Origin of the sequence: Paenisporosarcina sp. TG20, assembly GCF_000286315.1 — a bacterium.
Taxonomy (GTDB): Bacteria; Bacillota; Bacilli; order Bacillales_A; family Planococcaceae; genus Paenisporosarcina.
Map to the genome: position 1 here is coordinate 1 of NZ_ALJG01000338.1, position 19910 is coordinate 19910.

Below are 19910 nucleotides of genomic sequence, written 5' to 3' on the forward strand. Positions count from 1 at the left end.
TATTCATAATCAACACGCTTGTATTTTTATTTCTAAAATTCGGACAAAAATTACTCTTAGTTACCATGCCTCCTAATAACCAGGATAACGCTCCCACCATTCCTGAGTATCTCGATGTTTTATTAGTAGATCATCCGCATTTTGTAAAATAGACCCACTCAATTCAACGTTTTTGATCCAATCTGAAGGAATGCTCTTCAACCCTAAATATGCCCCGACAATATTTCCAGTAATAGCACCTGTATTATCGCTGTCTCCACTATGATTGATTGCTGTGAGCACTGCCTTCTTAAAATCATTTTGGTACTTCAATGCACAGTATATTGAAATCGCTAGCACTTCTTCACCAACCCACCCTTCAGCCAATTGTTGAATCGCTGCCTCACAATTAATTCCACGCGTATAATGAAAACCCTTTAATATCTAATAGAGATGCTGAACATTTTCTTTAATGAACTCGGTAAAAGTTATAGCCTCTTTAAAATCGAAGGAATTACTTTCTATAAACTCTCATTAGCCTAAGCTAAGGTATATTTTGAAACATATTAATAAGCTAAAAGGTATTTTAAAATTAAGCAATAACATCTTTTATGTGTTATAGACTTTTAAGATTTTATTATTAATTTAAAGATTACTTTTTTCTTTTATAGTGTGAATTATAACATTATTGTTTTATCGAATCAGAAAAGTAGAATTTAGTAGAAGCGGTAATATCTTAAGCTTTGTTAGAAGAAGTTTATTAAATTCAAAATGATAATCTGATGTTGTTCAAGGCACTTAAACTGCAAGGAATTATAGGAGGTGATAAAGATTATTACAGTAGCTATGCTTTACCATAGAAAACATCCTATTCAGGTGAAAAAAGCTTATAACTGCGCTGCTGTCGCTAAAATGGAGGGTATTGAATTTTATTACTTTTCACCAGGCAACGTTAGACTTGATGAAAAAATGATTCATGGATATGTTTACGAAAATGGAAATTGGATACAAAAAGAAATGCCATTACCAGATGTCATATATAATCCATCGGGTATGCGAACATCAAATCAAAAAGAAGTCTATCGAAAACTTAAAAAAATTATTCCTTTTACCAGTCATCCAATTGGAGATAAAATTAAAGTGTTTAGTAAAATCAAGCAGTTACCAGAATTCACTAATTATTTAATTCCATCTGAAAAGATTATAGATATACAAACAGTCCTTCATGCATTAAATAATTTCAGACAAATAGTAGTGAAACCTTTGTCAGGAAGTAACGGGCTAGATGTCATTTATATTGAACGAAGCGAAGAAAATTTTGTTGTTTTGGAAGAATCAAATCGTATAACAGTCAATGAGGCTGAACTTCATTCGAAAATCGAGACTCTTATATCAAATAAAAAATTTCTTGTTCAACCGTTTATTTCTTGTCGTACTATAGATGGTCACCCATATGATTTCAGAATGCATGTTCAAAAAAACGGTTTAGGCGTATGGAGTATTACGATGATTTATCCACGGATCGGCTCTAAAAATGGAATTATTAGTAATGTAAGCAAAGGAGGCTATACGGGGAAACTCAATAGTTTTTTGATCAAAGAATATGGTATAGAAGATTATAATATTAAGCGGACTTTAGAACAGTTCGCCATTCATTTCTCAGAAAAATTTGATGATTTATATGAGAATCCACTAGATGAGCTCGGAATTGATATCGGAATTGATGAAAATAATAAGCTTTGGATATACGAGGTAAATTGGAGACCAGGTTATGGTTATCGAGGGTTTGATTCCGCAAAGAATACAATTCCTTATGCTGCTTATCTTGCCAAGCAAAATAAGCATGTAGGATAATTCCATGTATTTCAATATTTTGAGGTTGGTAGGAGAAACGTTCCACAAGGTTTATTATATTAAATAAAATTAATTACTAGTTTCCATGTAATTTGTCCATATATTTTTTTTTTTGTGAATAAACTATTAGAGTAGAGTGGTTAAAAATAAAACTATTAGGAGGGGAAAATATCGTCTAAAATAATTGGAATACTCGGAGGTATGGGACCATTAGCAACAGTTGATCTATTTAGGAAAATTATAGCCAATACACCAGCGCTCAAGGATCAAGATCATCTTCATATTATTATCAATAATAACCCCAAAATCCCTCCTCGCATTACATCTTTAAATCAAGGGAGTAAAACTCCTATACCAGATCTCATTAAAGCCGCTCAAATGCTTCAAGATGCAGGAGCAAACTTTATTATCATGCCTTGTAATACAGCTCATATATGGTATCAGGAAATTAGTAACTCCATTAATATTCCCATATATAGCATGATTAAGAATACGGTTGATCAAACACTAATTCAAATCAATAACAAAAATGCAAAGGTTCTGCTACTTGCCACTCAAACTACTATTAAAACGAAATTATATCAAAAGGCTTTTCAAGAAACCCCTGTTAATTTAATTATTCCTAGCCTGGCAGAACAACTAGTAATAAATCAAGCAATTAATAGTGTAAAAGCAGGATTAATCAATACCAACCCGTATCTAAAGGAATTAAATAAAATGCTAGATAAATATGCATATAAGGATGTAAGACATGTCCTGGGTGGATGCAGTGAATTGCCTCTTTTATTTCCTTTTCTAAATGAAAATATTCATAAGTTAGATCCCACCCTAATGCTTGCCCAATTTGCTGTTTCTACAGCACTTTAGTACCGTAAAATGGTACATATAATTACTACTTTTCTAAAAAAATTTAAAAGGAGCTGTTTATAGTGTTTTCAATAAAGATTCAAAAAAAACTAGATACAAATGTGATTCATGTTAATGAATATACGCAAAAAGAAATCACTATAAATTCTAACAAAATTGTGTTGCACTTTGGTGAAATTTCAAAAGAACTTCCATTGGTAATTGATAATAGTTTACCAGATAATCAATTATCTATTCCTCAAAATACATTTGAACATATTTCGATTCCTGACCTGCCTTACGAATGTTACTTTCAAGAAAACGACCTTTACTTGGGTCCAGTTATAGGTTTTATTCCCCAGAAAAAGTTTTATAATAATCCTCGAAAAATGTTGATGCGATTTTCAAGGTATGATGAGATTCAAGGACTTATTTTTTTATTTAGGCCAAAAAGTATCAATAAACTAAATAATACAATTGAAGGATATTACTTCGATCCAAAAAATAAACAATTCATCGAGGGTCTTTTCCCGTTTCCAAACGTTGTCTATAATAGAATTCCATTATCCAAAAAAACTGCAACCCTTTTTAAAAATATTTTCAACTATCCTAATAACATTAATAAACTAAAATTCTGGTCTTTGCTCAAGTCCCATTCAGATTTAGAATCTCATATACCTAAAACTATGAAATATAAAAATATTGAAAGTCTGCTGCAAATGGTCGAAAGCTATAAATCTGTTTATTTGAAACCATATAATAAAGCTCAAGGCAGAGGTATTTTACACTTAAAAAAGAATGTAGAAGGTTATCAGTTAACAGATGGTTCATTTAATTCAATAATTATTAAAGACAAGAAACAATTAAAAAATGTTTTGAAAAAAAAGCTGAAAGGTACCTATATAGTTCAACAGGAAATTTTCAGTATAATATCAGGGAAAAAAATAGATTTCAGGGTTTATTTCCATAAAGATCAGAATAATGAATGGTTGTTATCTGGTATGGAATCAAAAATAGCTAAAGAAGGTAGCATTATATCTAATTTTATAAATAGAGAATACATGATGCCTGGTGAAAAAGCTCTGCAGGAACATTTCCAATTAGAAACTCAAAAGATTGATCAATTAATAGAAATAATTTCCGACTTATGTAATAAGGCCATAACCATTATTGAAAACTCCGGCTATGAAATTGGAGAAACGGCTATAGATTTGATTATAGATGAAGAATTAAAAATATGGCTACTTGAGGCACAACTAAATTTTGTGGCTGAAAAAAAACTAAATAGATCAAAAGATGAACAACTTGTTCTTCCAACCATCCTACCCGCACCATTTATATATGCAAAAAAATTATCTGGATTTTAATAATAAATATATTTATGAAGTATTTTGATATTATCAAAACACTAAAAAATACCCCAAAACTTCCTCCTCGTAACTCGTTCTTTTAATCTATATTGATCACACAAAAAGAGCCCAAATTCATATATGAATTAGGCTCTTTTAAATGTCTAGAAATCTTAGTTAATGAATAATTACAGTCTATTTAAGTAGTTTCTGAACAACGTTTGATTTCCAAATACCAAATCCTATAATAGCACCAAACATATTAAGGATGAAATCATCAATATCAAAACTTCCTCTTCTTGTAACTAACTGTAATACTTTAAAAATAAATAACAATATAATCATTAATAAAGAAAAGACACTTACTTTGTTTATTTTTTTCATGAAGTATGGTAAATAAAAACCCATTGGTAAAAACAAAATAAAATTACCAACAAGATTTTTTATAGGTATATCCATATTCATACTTCATCAAATAGTGCTTTAAAATATGTACTTATAGTGTTAAATGGAACAAAATTAGAAGACAGCTTTATATATTCTATAAGCGCAAGGTATCAGCCCCCTTGTGCCTAAGAATAATATAAACACCAATATGAATATATAAAATATGAAACTAATACTAAATGCAATCTTTATACCTTTTTTCATATTAGCTCCTATGTACTATCTATTTATTTTTCTTGAAATCTACTTACTAAAGCTATTGATCTTAACTTAAGAACACAGTCTTTGGCACTTCATTAGTTGAATTTGAATTAATCAATACAACCACTTCGTTTTCATACATACTTCTCCATTCGAATGTCAGTCCACATTTTATCTTGCCAAAATGTGAAACTTTCAATACTGCCAATTTTCTTGTATCCAAGCTTATAATAGAGCTTCTGTGCCTGTTTATTGAATTCAAATACGCCTAATTCAATACGTTTAAGCCCCTGCATCTTAATCTGTTCCTCCAAATATTGAATTGCTACATAACCAATACCTTTTCCTCGACCTTCAGACTCACCAATTGTTATACCTATCCATGCACCTACTAACAGTTCGTTCAGATATATTAGATACATGTGATGGTTTTCTAGGCGTTTTGTTAAATCATCCAGGGTCATTTTACCCCGACGTTCTAGATCTAATTTATTTCGATTTGGGCGAATCAACGGAATTAAAGTTGGGTCGTTTTCCCACCGATTAATCGCCTCGAGAATGCTTGAGGAGGGTTCAGATAATTTTATAATATGTGTTGTCATTGTGCTCTCCTCTCTACATTTCAACTTACGATTAGTTTGATTCCAATTTAGTGAAGCACAAGTAAGCCTAATTGCACTAAGTATGAACAATTCTAAGAATAAAATTTGTCTAGAATCCTTTAATTACAGGGACTTTTGCATTGCAATTGATGAGACCTTATATCCTAGTTTTTTATAGAGTTGATAAGCTTTGTCGTTACTCCCAAATACACTTAATCCCATAGAAGTTGCACCCAATTCTTTTACTAATTGATGAAGTTTGGCTAATGTATTGGTACCATATCCTCGACCTCTATAAGCTTCTTCTATATATATATGAAATAAATACGCTTGATTAATTTCAGGTTTCAGATTGAACCAAACAGCTCCTATTTTCTTACCTAGAGCTGGAACATGTACATTATATAAATATTGTCCTTCTGTAGATAATCCTTGAGGAAATGTATTCTTCATTAGAATTTTTGACTCTTCAATTGCGTTTTCCAGTGTAAGATTAAAATTCTCAGATATATCTTGAGCATAATCAGGAATTAGGAAATCTAAATACTTCTCGAATTCTGCTTTGTTCAGTTCTTTTAATTCAATCATTTCATCTCTCCGCTCTAAAATCAAAACCGTATTTCCTCTTTCTACTTTAACATAAATATCCAGTCATTATCCCTATTTTCTACAAAAGAAAAAAAGAGGAAATATTGAGCAACATGCTGCTCATCCCCTCTTTCTATAAACATTCCTGGCCCGTTCTATTGGTACTGAGATTCTGGTAGATAAATATCCTTATCCTCTGCTAAAGCGACTGCATAATCTATAATCATTTCATTTGTTTTAATATATATTCCATCATCTCCGACTTCGACTGCCATGCGATGTTGAGGATTTAAATGGTTCATTTCAATAATCCAGAGGTTATGATTCTTATCTATCCCCAAGTCAAATCCTATATTTCCTAAGTTCCCATTGTATCCTCCATACTTTTCCATTTCCTTAGCTGCATTGATGGATAGCTGAGTCATTTTTTTTCTAATTTTCACTGCTTTAAGACGTGGTAATGATAGTAAGTTTTGCAAAGCAGAATTTCCTCTTTTCACAGAACCAATGTTACTCACAATCCCATTTTTACTAGCTTTCCTTGCAATTATACCAAGGTCTTTCCACTCTCCTTGAGCGTCCTTTAATAAAATTAATCTAAAATCGATTGGTCTCTTTACAACACATAGATCAATCACTTGTTGAATAATATAATTTCTCTTTTTACATTTTGATGTAAAATAATCCTTTAACTCTTCAGTATTAAATGACAATATATCCGTGTGCTTCTTACTACTATCCTCCACTAAAAAGTTTTCTTCATTGTTAGAAACTTTATAAATCCCTCTTCCAAAACTGCCACTTATAGGTTTAATATACCCTTCTTTGTATTCTCCAAGGAAGTCAATAATATCTTGGGGACAATTAACTAACCTTGTTATGGGTAAATGTTTACTTAGATTGAAATCGTTTGACAGCCAATTATACATTTCCCATTTATTAAATGTGAAATTGGTTATCATTCTACTGCCTAATGTTTCCCTAAAGAAACTTTCCCAAGTACTATTTAAAGCGGTTCTGTTAATAATTGCATCGGGTATAGGAAATATTGATCGTTTCCATAATCCTTGATTATATAAATAGCCACTTATTATTTGTTTTTCACTGTTTATTCCTTTAAGTGAAAAAGCTCCCAATTGAACATTTTTATAGATTCCTCCTAAATCTTTTAAATGATTTAGAGACCTTTTTAACTTACTATTAGATTTTCCAACTAAAATTCCAATCATAAACGAATCCTGAACTAGGTCGTTCTCAACAGTTCCTTTTAGTAATTCATTTTTATTATTCAAGTTCAAATCCTCCTTCCAATTTGTTCAATACGAATAAAAGTTGAACTAATAAATTATCCACTTGGTATACTATATGTTTTCTATATCTAGTAGAAATAGGCAAGTAGACTCCTAATCTCTCCTCCTTAATAGAATTAAATCCAATCTCGGGCTATAACCCACCTACTCAAAATAGTTAATCATATAAATAGAAATAGTTTAGCGAAAAGGAGGTGGAAAAATGGGAAGTAATAATAACAACGTTTGTCCTGATAGTTGCTGTACTGGTGAAGAAATTTTATGTATTGGAATTCCATGTCCAATAGATATTGTTCTTCTAGGAGTAGAACTCCAAGTAGAGTTACCCTGTGTAAGAGTGACTTCTCCGGAAGATTTAACTGATGTACAAGTTCGAGAGTTATTGGGTGTTCTTACTGGTGTTCTTCAGGGTCTTGGAAATCTTGGCGGAAGTGCTACTGCGTAGTAACTTCTTTTTATGAGGGAGGGACTCTACTTCCTCACTTAAACCATGGTGAAAGAAGTTCAGTTTCGAAGTGTAAAAACAAAAGACGGTCATTTGACATACTTGTCGAGTGACCGTGCTTCTGCATATCTATTTTATGCTTAATCAGAATAGATCTGGGTCTTTACTTGAAAACCTTCATAGACTTTTTCTTTACCTCTAAACACTAGATAATAGAAAAGGTTTCGCTCTTTTAATGTCTATATTCCCAGTATAAAGATTCTTATACTATTTTTGTAATTAAAAATTCAATATTTAAATAATTAGTATAAATTAATTCAATGCTAGTGGAATAAGGTGTAAAATAGTAAACACAATTAAAAAAGCATAATATAAGGAGGATCCTATTGAAACTGTTCGCTGTTAGAGGATTTACCTTTTCCGTATCGTTTTATGCTTTCTTGCACTTCATTACATATTTCTTTGAATCTGTCATTTTAGTTTTTCTACTTTCCATTTTTGGCATTCTTACATTGATTTTTGCCTGTTGGCTATTGCCAGTGAAATACTTCCAACTACAGCTCTTTTTGATTATAGTCGCTGTGCTTGTGCTGTTTTTTACGAGCGATTCAATGTGGAACGATATAATTTTAGGCTTTGTCCAAATGCGGGAATTGATTGGCCTATTGCTCATTGTACCGATGATCAGTTGGGTATTAAAAGAAGAGCCTTATATAGAAGAAATCATGAGCTTTTTCCATAACTTACTTAACAAGAGCCAACGCTTTTATTTTGGAATGACGGCGATGACACAAGTCATTTCACACTTTTTGTTGTTTGGTGCAGTGCCGATGATGTATCGTTTCATGGATACTTTTCTGGGTGAACATAAAGATGAAGCATGGGAAAACTATAAAGGAACAGCTATCTTGCGCGGCTTTGCTTTCTCGACAATGTGGGTAATTAGCATTCCAAGCTTTGTCTTTGCTGTAGAAGCACTTGAAGCAACTCTATGGAAATCTATGCTATTAGGCTTTATTTTTGCGTTTGCAGGCACATTACTTGCAACTGCTTTTTCCTATCTTAAGGAAAAGGAATACAATGTGGATTTTTCGAAGACTTTACAATTAGAAATTGATAAAGCAGTAAAGAACTCACGTAATGAAGGTTATTGGAACAGGGATGTAGCTGAGTTTGTTTTCCTATTTGTTTCATTGTTTGGAACGATTTTTCTTGTCCAGGAACTTACAGGACTTGAATTTTTGTTGGCCATTCCATTGGTCATTCTATTTTGGACATGTCTATACTTTCTATTCAAAAAACGAAAAAAGAGCTTACTCGACAATATCAAATTATATCTTTCGAAAGGAATGGCAACTCAGGCACAACCATTCAGTATTTTACTGGCAGCTGGATTACTAATTTTCGCCTTGAACCAATCTACTTTTGGACTCTACATGATAGGTGGTTTGAACTTATTAACTGATCTAGTACCTGTACTTAATGTTCTTTTCTTAATTCCTTTTATCGTTATTTTCCTTGGATTTATTGGATTAGGTCCTCTGCCAGTTATCGTCTTAGTGGCGGGAATATTAAATGGAGTTGCATTACCTTATCCACCTGAACTGATTGTCCTGGCAATCACTTCAGGGAGTGTCATTTCAATTATACTTTCGCCTATAGTCATGCCAGTTATTATTTTGAGCAGCTTGAATGGTCTCAATGGCATAAGGAATGGCATACAGTTTAATTTTAAATTTGCAATTGCATTTTACTGTCTAGTCCAAGTATTTATTCAAACGATGGTTCTTATTTGATTAATGAATTGGAGAATATGAAAAAACCGCTAATCCTTTTGTGGAATAGCGGTTTTTTAACTGAAACTATGACTTTCTAAAGAGTGTACAATGACATTAGAATGTATGTTCCCTTTTATGGTATAGTTAATTAAGCAATTGCATATGCAGGTGGGCGGTTAGTTACTTCCATGTGAATGGAGGTGATACTATGACAACATTTGAAACAATAAGCTTATTAATTCAGCTCTCAATTGGCTGGATTGCTATTATTTCCATTTTGTTGTCCATCATCTTTTTCTTAATGAAAAAGAAGTAACCGTCCCCCCTTAGCAAGGTATGACGGTTACTTCAACGTAATTCCGAGCCAACCGCTCTTTCTGCGGTTTGTAATTGCGGGACCGAATGTTCAAGCATTCGGTCTTTTTACTTTATGCTTTTCTAAAATAAGTATACGTCTTATTTTAGAGATATTCAAATGTTGAGCGTATTAACTATTAAATTCTAATTTCTAAGAATCCTTAGTATAGGCTATTTGTTTCGACTTCTTCTAATCTGTATTTACGAATGTATGCATGTATGTTTTCTGTATTAACATATGTAATTATAGTGAATCACATGCAATAAGCTCCTTTCCGGTTTATAATAGACAAGCGAATACATAGAATTAAGCACGCATAGGAGTGTCAGCAAATGGATAATTTAATCCGGCTATTAACCATTGATGACTTACCTTATCTGGAAGCAATGGAAACTGGAATTGAAGATGATTACATCGAACGAATTTTTAATAAACTTGTATCAGGCAATAATTTTCTATATGGATTGTTTTGGAACGACCAGCTTGTCAGCATTGGTGGGTTTACGATTTTTGCAAAACGATATGCAATGCTAGGAAGAATGCGCAGTGTTCATCGGTATAGAGGAAATAATTTGTCAACAAAATTGATGACTTATGTCATGGACGAAGTATTTAAGCTTCAGCCAATTCAGTGGGTGGGTGCTAATACCCAAGAGGAAAACCTTCCAGCGAAGCGTGTCCTAGAAAAGCTTGGACTTAGCAGGTTGTCCACACTTTATGGTTCTACCACAAAGGATCTTTCGATGCTTGAATCTGGTGCTCCTCCCTGGCAGGAAGTGCTCGACCTTGAGCGCAAGAAGAAATGGATTGATCAGTTATACATGAAAACGGGAGCTGTGTTTCCATATGAATGCTATTATTCCTTCCCTGCTTCTGAGGATTTATTTACTGAGGAAAAGCTAATGGAATGGTCCTTTTATGAAAATGATACTTCTACAAGAGTGTTGATTACGAAAACCGATTTAAAAGATTATTATTACCTCCATACTGTCTACCCGTGGAATGACCTTATGGAACAGCAAGGTCTATGGGAAACAATAGCTGCAGCATATCGAGAGTTAGCTGATAATGTTGTGGATGAGACCTATATATGGATGGATTTATCCAAGGGAGCAACACAGTCCCTGCCGAATGATCATTCATTCGAACTCCCTTCACCCTGGATTTTGTATGGAATAAATCGATAGTATGGAAGGGCTTAAAAGGGAGTAGCAATGCTCATGGAACTTGAAGCAAAAGCAAATAGGTAGATATTCATGAAAAAAAGCCGTCCTCATTGGAAATCATGTTGATTTCATTGAGGACGGTTTTAATATTAAACACACACTTTGATAAAGAGTTACTGACAACTTATCATTGAATAGAAACGTTTTCATTCAACCCATAGATGCGAATACAGAATTTATCTTTCGATTGATATTTGAATAAGCGTATTTTAAATTCTGATATTTTTTAAACATTTCTCCATCTATCTAGTTCTTGTTAGTATAAAATCAACGAGGAGGTCTAGGTTTTGAACAACTTGAACATTTTTTCTGATTGCTTGCTTTAAATTTAGTTAAAGTTTTTTCAAAATTATTTCCACATGAACATTTAAACAATAATTTTTGCGAGAACCCTAAATACTCAGTAGACAGTAATTCACTATCTGAATGCTTCTTAACATATTCACTGATATTTTCAATAGTCCATTTTTTATTCATCATAACACCTCCGATAAGTGATCCCGAATCTGATCTCAGGAAGAAGTTTCGGATTCCTTCCTTTAAATTAAGCTCATAACTTCCTAATCTAATCTACCTGCACTTTATTATAGCATCACTTTAGTTACCCTAGACTCAAATTCCCTACATTTATGGAATACAGTAAATAAAGTTTAAGCTACTTGTTAAATTTCGACAAACTACGATGAACTTTTATCTTATATTATTGGTTGTATTTACACTATTAAAACCCTATAGCATGATGAATTACTTTTAAAGCTTACATAAAAAAAGCGGACCGATGAATGATCCACTTTTCTTTCAACTATTTAGGTAATGTTAAACTGAACATGCTGCCTTCAGTTGAACTGTTAATTAACTGTAAATCACCACCATGTGCACGCGCAATCATGCGTGAGTAAGAGAGACCCAGCCCAAGTCCACGAACCCGTAACTTTTTATCTTTCCCCCTACAGAAACGTTCGAAAATAAAAGCTTGTTCATCGTGAAAATGGATTTAAAGTTATAAAAAAACCATGATTTATGTTATGTGATATCAATTCAGACGCCGACAATTAATGGCGATTATTTTGTCGCCTAACGACTTGGAATGTTTAACAGGGAAAATGACTTAAATTGAATTGGTTTTTATAGTATGTCATTATTATATTATTGTAACTTTACGTTTTTATAAAGGTAAGCATTTCCTGAACAACAATCGAATCAGTTTGGTCCTAATAAAATTATGAGTTAAAACAAGGGGGAAACCAATATGACAAAGAAAACTAAGGAGCTGTCACATGAACAACGTGAAGAACTACTCAGAACTTTGAAATCCCGTTTTGAGAAAAACATGAACCGGCATAAAGGTCTTGATTGGGTTAAAGTACAAGCTAAGCTCGAAGCTACTACTGAAAAACTATGGTCTCTCAATGAAATGGAAGGAACCGGCGGTGAACCGGATGTTGTTGACCATGATAAAAAAACGAACGAGTACATTTTTTATGATTGTTCACCGGAAAGTCCTAAGGGTCGAAGAAGTGTTTGTTACGACAAGGAAGCTCTAGAGTCTAGGAAAAAATACAAACCAGAAAATAACGCTATTGATATGGCGACTGCTATGGGCATTGAACTATTGACGGAAGAACAATACCGCGAGTTGCAAAATATAGAAAAATTCGATATGAAATCGTCCAGCTGGGTGGAAACACCAGCAAATATTAGAAAACTTGGCGGAGCTATCTTTTGTGATCGTCGCTACGAAACTGTCTTTATGTACCATAATGGAGCAGATTCCTACTATGCTGCAAGGGGTTTTCGTGGCTCATTAAGAGTCTAAATTTTGCCGCAGGATTGTCTAAAAAGAAAAATCCGAGCGGTGATATTGCTCCGCTCGGTTCATTCATTCTTTTGGTTATGGTGCCCAGGGTTAGCATCAAAAGTACAGAAAACCTACTAATTTTATGTAGGTTCAAATCAAATTGTTACACAAACTAAAATAGGAACGTTCGTTCTCTTCGCGGTATAATTATTACAGCAATTGCATAATCAGGGTGGGCGGTTGGCTACTCCATTCAAATTTGATAGGCAGACTAGATTCGCCGCATCGTGCAGCAACGTCTGCATGACACACTTCCTGTGTGCCCGTGATGCCAATGACAACTTATGAATCGATAAGTTGTCTGATACAACTTAGTAGTGTATTAGTTGTAACGTTTTCAATTTTCGTGTCTATAGTTATTTTCTTCTCAAAAAGAAAATAACCGTCTGCCCCTAGCAAGGTTATGACGGTTATTTCTGTTATTCCAAGCTAACCGCTCATCAAGCGGTATCGCAAGACTGTTTTATCTTTATGTATCCTGTGCGGATATCCATTTATTAATTATAAAACCCTAAAATCTTTCATATTTTCTCCAAGAATATAGTGTGAAAACCATATCAAATTCTGCTTCATAATAGCCACATTAATTCCTGGATGGTCAGAACTATATGCCATTCCTTTGAATATTACTAATTCTGTATCAACTTCCATATCTCTTAGTCCTTGATATAGCTCATAAGCATTTGGAGTGGGAACTCGTGCATCCTTTTCGCCATGTTGGATTAAAGTGGGAGTACATGCTGATTTAATATATGTCATGGGTGATGTTTTTGCATAGATCTCTGGATCATTCCATGGAGTATTTCCTAAATACATCTTAATAAAGTGAGGTATATCTGTATTTGCATAATGGGTACTCCAATTCGTGATTCCGCCTCCAACTGAAATAGCTTTAAATCTGCTGCTGAATGTAGAACAGAATGCTGCAATATATCCTCCGTTGCTCCATCCCATAACCCCGACTCTATCTGGATCCGCAATCCCATCGTCAACTAGTTTATCCACTCCAGATAGTACATCCTCATAGTAAGCAATTCCCAGTTTTCTATAATTTGCTTTTAAGAATTCATTACAATATCCAGAACTTCCCCTGTAGTTTGGTTCTAAAACGATAAAGCCTTTTTCGATAAACGTTTCAATAGGATATTTCTCATTAAAACAGTCTGAAAATATTGGAAAGGATGCCCAAGCCGGACCACCATGGATTACCACTAATAAGGGATAATTTTTATTTGCATCAAAATCTATTGGGGTTGACAAAATTCCTTCTATTTCAAGACCATCACTACTTTTCCATGAGATTATTTCCCTGTTACTTTTAAGTCTCCCCTCAAATATGCTATTCTCGTTTGTTATTTTTTCATCATCTAAATAGATTTCAAAGGTTTCATTTGTAATAGTCTTATTATAAGCTATATGATTTCCATCCCTTGTTATAGAAGCTTCCATTATAAAGCTATCTACTTTTTCGTTTAACATTTTCACATTGCCATTCTCTGATAGTAGCCCAATATGATAATTAGTTTTATTCTGCCATCTAATTAAAATCCCTTTAGCTGTCCAACGTAAGGGAACAACCGTACTATCAAAATCTGTTAAAGGTTGAATTTGCTCACCATTATTAAGATCATATATCGCCAGTGTACTGTCTTGTATATGGGTATTATAATAATTCTTCTCCCTTATGCTGGCCGAGTAACATATTTTGGTCCCATCAGGAGAAAAGCAAACGTTCCCTCCCAATAACTTATTTCTATTAATCTTATGTAATTCTCCAGCTTTAATATCTAGTATGTATGGATCTCCGTTCTGGTAATCTTCCCCATTTGGGCTTGGTATAGCCATAAATACAATCTTGTTCCCATCATTTGAAATATCAAATTCATGGATATGAAAATCCTTACCATCGGTTAGTTGATACGCAACGGTATTTTCATTTTTATCCTTACCAGCACTATTAGAATCTTCTGGGTATTCATATGTATCATTAGATTTTTGTATAAATCTTTTTATTTCAATGTAATATAAACAATTATTCTGGTATTCCTTGCCTATATGATGGAAATCTCCGTATATCTCCTTGCGTTTCTTGATTTCCTCAGATTCTTTTGACTGAGCAACATAATAAAAACCCTTGCCAGTAGGCTCCCATTTGAAATTACTTACTCCTTCTTTCTCATCAGTAATTTGAACCCTACTATTACCATCTATTGAATCAACAAAGATCTGATTTTTCTTCTGACCCCCTTCGCCAACTGAGCTAAGGTATGCAATATGTCTAGAATTTGGAGACCATAATGGGGATGTACTATCTATATCCTTGGTTGTTAATGCGTAACATTGCCCCTTATTTCTTTCATATATCCATATGTGATTCCTAAATATATTGTCTTTCCAGTCAGCTGTATTTTTGACAAATGCTACGTTTTTACCATCATCACTTATGTTTATACCTGATAATGTTGGTAATGAAATAATCTCTTCTATACTTAGATATGTTTTTTCAATACTATTCATTAATTAAGTCTCCTAATCTTTATTGGTATTGTTAAAGATTTAATCATAATCTTGACAATATCTATTAATTTTCCTTTAAATATATATCAAAAATCTGTCATCCTCCCCATTTTTCTTATTGAACAGTCCCTATTATTATCAATATTTTACCATATGAAGATGTTATAGGATATTGTTTATTTAAACTTCATAAGAACTACAAGCAGCGGCCGAAATTGTATCTTCGGCCGCCTTTTTCCAACTAGAGAAATTACTATATCTAGAGGAAATAGTAATTGAAGAAACTAATAATAACTTAACAACTTTATAGTCTAGGGTCCACAGTGTCCGATTCCAACGCTAATGCCCCGAGCACACATTCATGGACTCTTTCTATCGATTCTTTCTGAACATATCTTTGAATGCCTTCAATGCCCAAAGCAAACTCTTTTAGTGCCAATTTTTGTTTTTTACCTGTATTTCTATCTTTTAGCCTTTTTAGATTTTGCGGAAGTAAATAGTCCATGCCATAGATAATGTTCAGGTATTTTCTGCCTCTGACTTTAATCGCAGGTTGTAGTAACTTTCCTTTATTTCTGGCAATATAATGTTCTGGCTTAATGACAATGCCTTCATGCCCCTCACTTGTGATATCTTTCCACCAGTTAATGACATCTTCTTCACTTGCTTCATCAGTAATGACTTTGTATTCCGTCTCCACAAATATTTCCGATTGCCTTGCAAACTCATGGTTTTGCTCCATATGCCATGTATGTGGCTGTGTAAAGAAGGTTTGATTGCTATGAGCTAGCACATGAAATGGGGCAATTTGAATGGAACTAATATCCTCAATTTCCCAACAATATTTTTGGAAAACTTCATTAAAAACATGTGCATTATTTAATTTTTCATTGTACTCTTCTAGCCACACATCTAATTCTTCATTTTGACCAACAGCAACTTCTATCTTTTCAATTAGCTTAGTCCGATCAAGAATGGCATTTTCCACAACATGGGCATATTGACTGCTGATGAGCTCTTTCGCTTTTAGATTCCATGGCATAATTTCAGCGTCTAAAAGCAAATAGTCCGTATTATGCTTTTCAAAATAGCCTTTTGCATGCAATTCTTGGTTAATTTTTAAGACTATCCGTTTTTCAGTTTCATTGTCAAAAAAGCGTTTACCTGTTCTTGAATAAATAACCCCTAGCGACTCGATTGACGTATGCTTTATAGCGGATTCAGTATCTTTAAACAGGAACAGAATTCCTCGGCTTCCCATATGTTTCTTTTCAGCAACCATGGTTTGAATGCCTTGGCTTCTATAGTAGTCAATTGCTTCTTTCGGGTGCTCCAAATAGTCATCCAATGAGGAGGGACTAGGTGTTGGACTCATCGTTGGTGGAATATAGATTAATTGTTCGATTGGTATAGTAAAGTGTGAAACTGTATCAATTGCCGGTTTCACAATATCCTGATGAATCTTAATTTCACCTAGTTCTTCTGTGTTGACAGAATAACCAGTAATGAACTTTCCAAGGTTCGGTGGATTCAAGCGGTTTTTTTCCCATTCTTCTAGAGGATTGTCTCTAGCTCCAGAATAGTCTTGCTTCGCTTGAACTGATACAAATTCTTCTTCTGGATAACGGAAGGCTGTCAATGCTCCACCAAAAACCACACCTTGATCAATATTAATCGTGTTATTAATCACTAATGGTCGTGGTTTGGGGTCATGCCCCCAGACAATCGTTGAATTTTTCTGATGATTAATGGTCCAATCTTTACGTATAGGTTTTCCTTTGCCATCATTTCCATCTGTATCACCAAAGCGACAGAAATCACTGACCGTTTCAGACTCTTTGCCAATCATGTCATCTTTAATACCGGCATGAGCACAAATTAATGTTTGGACACCATTCTTGGTGAACACATAATGTGAAGGAGCTTGAAATAGAAATCCTTTAATTGCCTGTTTGGTCTCATGTGCTTTTTCACTTCCATTTTCAGCTTCATAAGCCGAAAGTTCATCGATCACTTTTTCATCGCCATGGTTCATGGTAACGTCCCTCCCATCAAGCCACCTGGCAATTTTCCAACCGTGATTACTGTCAATCATATAGGCAAGGTCTCGTTGAATATGGTCATAGAAAAAGAGCATAGTCTTAAGGGACTCAGGTCCTCGACTCATGACATCTCCTATGGAAACAAACTTTCTTCCTTCTGGATGTAAATATAGGCTATCCTTATCTTTCTGATAACCCAACTTATCTAGTAAGGTAATCATTTCGTCATAGCAGCCATGAATATCTCCAATGATGTCAATACCATACTGGATGTCTTTTTCAAGCGAGTTATTGCGTCTAGTGAACTCTAAATTGTCCGTTCCCTTAATGGTGTAGACAGATAAATAGCCTTCTTTTTTGATGAAGCTCCTTTCTCTTTTAAACGTTTGATATTGCTGTTTTATCCGTTTTTTCCCACGAGGTTTGTCTCGTTGTTCATCTCGAAGCAACAGCTCATTTTCAGGTATATCTAAAACAATGGCTACGATTGGTATATTGTTTTTACGTGCTAAACCAATGTATCTTTTACGGTCTTCCGAGTGTAAATGAGTAGCATCCACAAAGGTTAATTTATTTAGACGGCATCTGGCTTCAATAACTGAATCCATCATCATAAAAGCTTCTGCCGATATCGAACTGTATTCATCCATTAAGTTTGCTGCTTCATCTCTAGGTCGATTGCTCCAATCAATAAAATCATTGTTACTTACCAAAACTCGATAGTCATCTGAACTGATCACCTCTGATGACAGAATCACTTCTTGTTCAATCATGCTTCTTAATAAGGTCGACTTTCCACTATTGGAAGGTCCAATCAGTAAAACAATTCCTGCATAGGGTAATTGTATTTGCATGTCTAGTTCACCTTCCTAATAAACACACACATTTGCGTGGGAAAGCCATGTGAGTCATGTTCTTCACCAATTCCATCAAATTGTAGGTCATAGTTTTTCTGATGATTTCTTTCCGTGCACCATTTGTGATATTCAGCCCTTGTCCACTCGAAACGATGATCTTTATGACGGAGAGTATCCTCCATATTATACACTTCGTTGTAGTCACGGTTTGGTGTAGTAATAAGGAGTGCTCCAGGTTGGTAGTCGTCTAATATTGTGTCCATCACCTTGGGCAGACGACCTTCGTCGATATGCTCTATGACCTCACACAAAACAATGACATCCTTCCCTTTTAGTCTTTCATCATAATAAAAAAGAGAGCCCCATAGTGTTTCAGGTACAATAAATTTATCTCTGTCTTTTATTTTGTCAAAGCGCCTTAACGCTTTAAGGGTAGCTGACTGTGAAGGCTCCACTGCTAATACTTCCTGGACTCCTTCTACAAAACCGAGCAGTTCAGATAGTTTTCCTTCACCTGATCCAAAGTCAACGATGGTCTTAGGCTTCATTTGACTTACGGTCGCAGCAATCTTTTCATAACGAAGTTCGTTTAACCGAACCTTGCCTACTTGTTCTACCTGCTCGACTTTAGTCTTTTTATTTTCTACGATGTCATAGAGTTCTTTAAAGCGGAGTGATTGTCGGTAAATATAATCTCGCTTCGGATGATTTTCAAGCCATCCTTCTCCGTATCGCTCTAGCTTTTCAATTTCTTTTTCATCAATAAAGTAATGTTTATAATTGTCGATGACTGGGATCAATATAAATAAATGTCTTAATCCATCCTGAAGAGTTTGCATGCCTTTTAACGAAATAAATCTAGCAGAGCTTTCATCTTTCATATGGAAAGAGTAGTGAATTTCCTGTCGTGTAATCATCACTTCATACCCAATCGGCTCAAATAGGTCCTGTATCTGTTGATCAGATAGCGAAGACGCAACAGGTCCAAGCTCAAATTGGAATTGAAATTGATGATTCACCCACATGGCATGCTCTTCCTTTGGTTGGCCATTTAAAGCTGTCCCTAGTGCAGATCGAATAAATGAACAAAAAATACTACTTACCGCAAATTCTCGATCATTTATATAATGAGTAATATCATATGAATTAGAATTATTTTTCACCAAATCAATTGGATCCGGTGAAACAAAAATCGTCACATCGATTTCAGTATCCGTAAACTTACTATAAAAAAGGCGCACTAAATGCCCTTTATGATTTCGCTCATATAAGTTGTTTGGATTTTTAGACAGCAAATATGATATTGCTTTCACATGATCGCCAGTAGCTTGAATAGATAACTGCATAAAGCCCCTCTTTTCCTTCACATACTTATAGTATAGACAAATATAATACACAACATCAATGAATTGTTTTGTCCCTGGGACGCCAATGAAATTGCGATATTCCTGTCAACATATCCATTTATGTATTTCCTGAGTACATCAAATTTAAAATGTAATCTAGTTTATGTAATATTCTATAAATCTTATTATCATCCTTCTTTAACTTACACGTTGGTTTAAAGAAATCTTTAAAACATCCAAAAAAAAATTGTATATAAGTAATATCATTTGCTCAAAAGATGTTTATTATCAACAATTGATACATAAA

At 34.1% G+C, this 19910-nt stretch carries 17 protein-coding genes; 7 read left to right on the forward strand and 10 right to left on the reverse strand.

Annotation, left to right across the window (positions count from 1 at the left end):
- Positions 1-72 precede the first annotated feature (72 nt).
- The gene (locus tag B371_RS0115045) at positions 73-423 is read right to left on the reverse strand and encodes an ADP-ribosylglycohydrolase family protein (protein WP_369751116.1); all 351 of its coding nucleotides are present in this window, start codon (positions 421-423) and stop codon (positions 73-75) included.
- Between the two features lie 378 nt (positions 424-801).
- Here B371_RS0115045 and B371_RS0115050 point away from each other — a divergent pair, with 378 nt between their 5' ends.
- The 3 genes from B371_RS0115050 to B371_RS0115060 all read left to right on the forward strand — a co-directional run bounded on the left by B371_RS0115050 (position 802) and on the right by B371_RS0115060 (position 4046).
- Positions 802-1833 (forward strand): YheC/YheD family protein, encoded by a 1032-nt coding sequence (locus tag B371_RS0115050; RefSeq protein ID WP_157185216.1) that lies wholly within the window; start codon positions 802-804, stop codon positions 1831-1833.
- Between the two features lie 189 nt (positions 1834-2022).
- Positions 2023-2700 carry an aspartate/glutamate racemase family protein gene (locus B371_RS0115055; RefSeq protein ID WP_255348670.1) on the forward strand — a complete coding sequence of 226 codons (678 nt, stop codon included), beginning with the start codon at positions 2023-2025 and terminating at the stop codon, positions 2698-2700.
- Between the two features lie 62 nt (positions 2701-2762).
- Positions 2763-4046: a YheC/YheD family protein gene (locus B371_RS0115060; RefSeq protein WP_019415141.1), complete on the forward strand. Its 1284-nt coding sequence runs from the start codon at positions 2763-2765 to the stop codon at positions 4044-4046.
- A 177-nt stretch (positions 4047-4223) separates the two neighbouring features.
- Here the strand turns inward: B371_RS0115060 and B371_RS24525 are convergent, their stop codons facing one another.
- The 4 genes from B371_RS24525 to B371_RS0115080 form a co-directional block, all read right to left on the reverse strand.
- Positions 4224-4487, reverse strand: coding sequence for a VanZ family protein (locus B371_RS24525; RefSeq protein ID WP_019415142.1), 264 nt, complete (start codon positions 4485-4487; stop codon positions 4224-4226).
- A gap of 323 nt (positions 4488-4810) precedes the next feature.
- Positions 4811-5278 (reverse strand): GNAT family N-acetyltransferase, encoded by a 468-nt coding sequence (locus tag B371_RS0115070; RefSeq protein WP_019415143.1) that lies wholly within the window; start codon positions 5276-5278, stop codon positions 4811-4813.
- Positions 5279-5401: 123 nt separating this feature from the next.
- Positions 5402-5890 carry a GNAT family N-acetyltransferase gene (locus tag B371_RS0115075; RefSeq protein ID WP_019415144.1) on the reverse strand — a complete coding sequence of 163 codons (489 nt, stop codon included), beginning with the start codon at positions 5888-5890 and terminating at the stop codon, positions 5402-5404.
- 131 nt (positions 5891-6021) lie between these two features.
- On the reverse strand, positions 6022-7158 hold the full coding sequence (locus B371_RS0115080; RefSeq protein ID WP_019415145.1) for a YheC/YheD family protein: 1137 nt from the start codon (positions 7156-7158) through the stop codon (positions 6022-6024).
- Positions 7159-7378: 220 nt separating this feature from the next.
- Here B371_RS0115080 and B371_RS0115090 point away from each other — a divergent pair, with 220 nt between their 5' ends.
- From B371_RS0115090 to B371_RS0115110, 3 genes are all read left to right on the forward strand, one after another.
- The gene (locus B371_RS0115090; RefSeq protein WP_019415147.1) at positions 7379-7621 is read left to right on the forward strand and encodes a hypothetical protein; all 243 of its coding nucleotides are present in this window, start codon (positions 7379-7381) and stop codon (positions 7619-7621) included.
- A gap of 386 nt (positions 7622-8007) precedes the next feature.
- The gene (locus tag B371_RS0115100) at positions 8008-9417 is read left to right on the forward strand and encodes a hypothetical protein (RefSeq protein WP_019415149.1); all 1410 of its coding nucleotides are present in this window, start codon (positions 8008-8010) and stop codon (positions 9415-9417) included.
- A 672-nt stretch (positions 9418-10089) separates the two neighbouring features.
- A complete protein-coding gene (locus B371_RS0115110) occupies positions 10090-10944 on the forward strand; it encodes a GNAT family N-acetyltransferase (RefSeq protein WP_019415151.1) in 855 nt (284 codons plus the stop codon).
- A 306-nt stretch (positions 10945-11250) separates the two neighbouring features.
- Here the strand turns inward: B371_RS0115110 and B371_RS0115115 are convergent, their stop codons facing one another.
- Positions 11251-11460 (reverse strand): hypothetical protein, encoded by a 210-nt coding sequence (locus B371_RS0115115; RefSeq protein ID WP_019415152.1) that lies wholly within the window; start codon positions 11458-11460, stop codon positions 11251-11253.
- A 325-nt stretch (positions 11461-11785) separates the two neighbouring features.
- Complete coding sequence (locus tag B371_RS22995) at positions 11786-11977, reverse strand: ATP-binding protein (RefSeq protein WP_083844992.1); 192 nt, start codon at positions 11975-11977, stop codon at positions 11786-11788.
- A gap of 255 nt (positions 11978-12232) precedes the next feature.
- On the opposite strand from B371_RS22995, the gene B371_RS0115120 reads away from it, so the two are divergent.
- Positions 12233-12799, forward strand: coding sequence for a DUF4256 domain-containing protein (locus B371_RS0115120; protein ID WP_019415153.1), 567 nt, complete (start codon positions 12233-12235; stop codon positions 12797-12799).
- Positions 12800-13342: 543 nt separating this feature from the next.
- Here B371_RS0115120 and B371_RS0115125 read toward each other — a convergent pair.
- The 3 genes from B371_RS0115125 to B371_RS0115135 form a co-directional block, all read right to left on the reverse strand.
- On the reverse strand, positions 13343-15358 hold the full coding sequence (locus B371_RS0115125) for a S9 family peptidase (RefSeq protein WP_019415154.1): 2016 nt from the start codon (positions 15356-15358) through the stop codon (positions 13343-13345).
- Positions 15359-15662: 304 nt separating this feature from the next.
- Positions 15663-18254, reverse strand: a complete 2592-nt coding sequence (locus B371_RS0115130) for a polynucleotide kinase-phosphatase (RefSeq protein ID WP_019415155.1) — start codon at positions 18252-18254, stop codon at positions 15663-15665.
- A 2-nt stretch (positions 18255-18256) separates the two neighbouring features.
- Positions 18257-19603: a 3' terminal RNA ribose 2'-O-methyltransferase Hen1 gene (locus B371_RS0115135; RefSeq protein ID WP_019415156.1), complete on the reverse strand. Its 1347-nt coding sequence runs from the start codon at positions 19601-19603 to the stop codon at positions 18257-18259.
- Between the last annotated feature and the right edge of the window lie 307 nt (positions 19604-19910).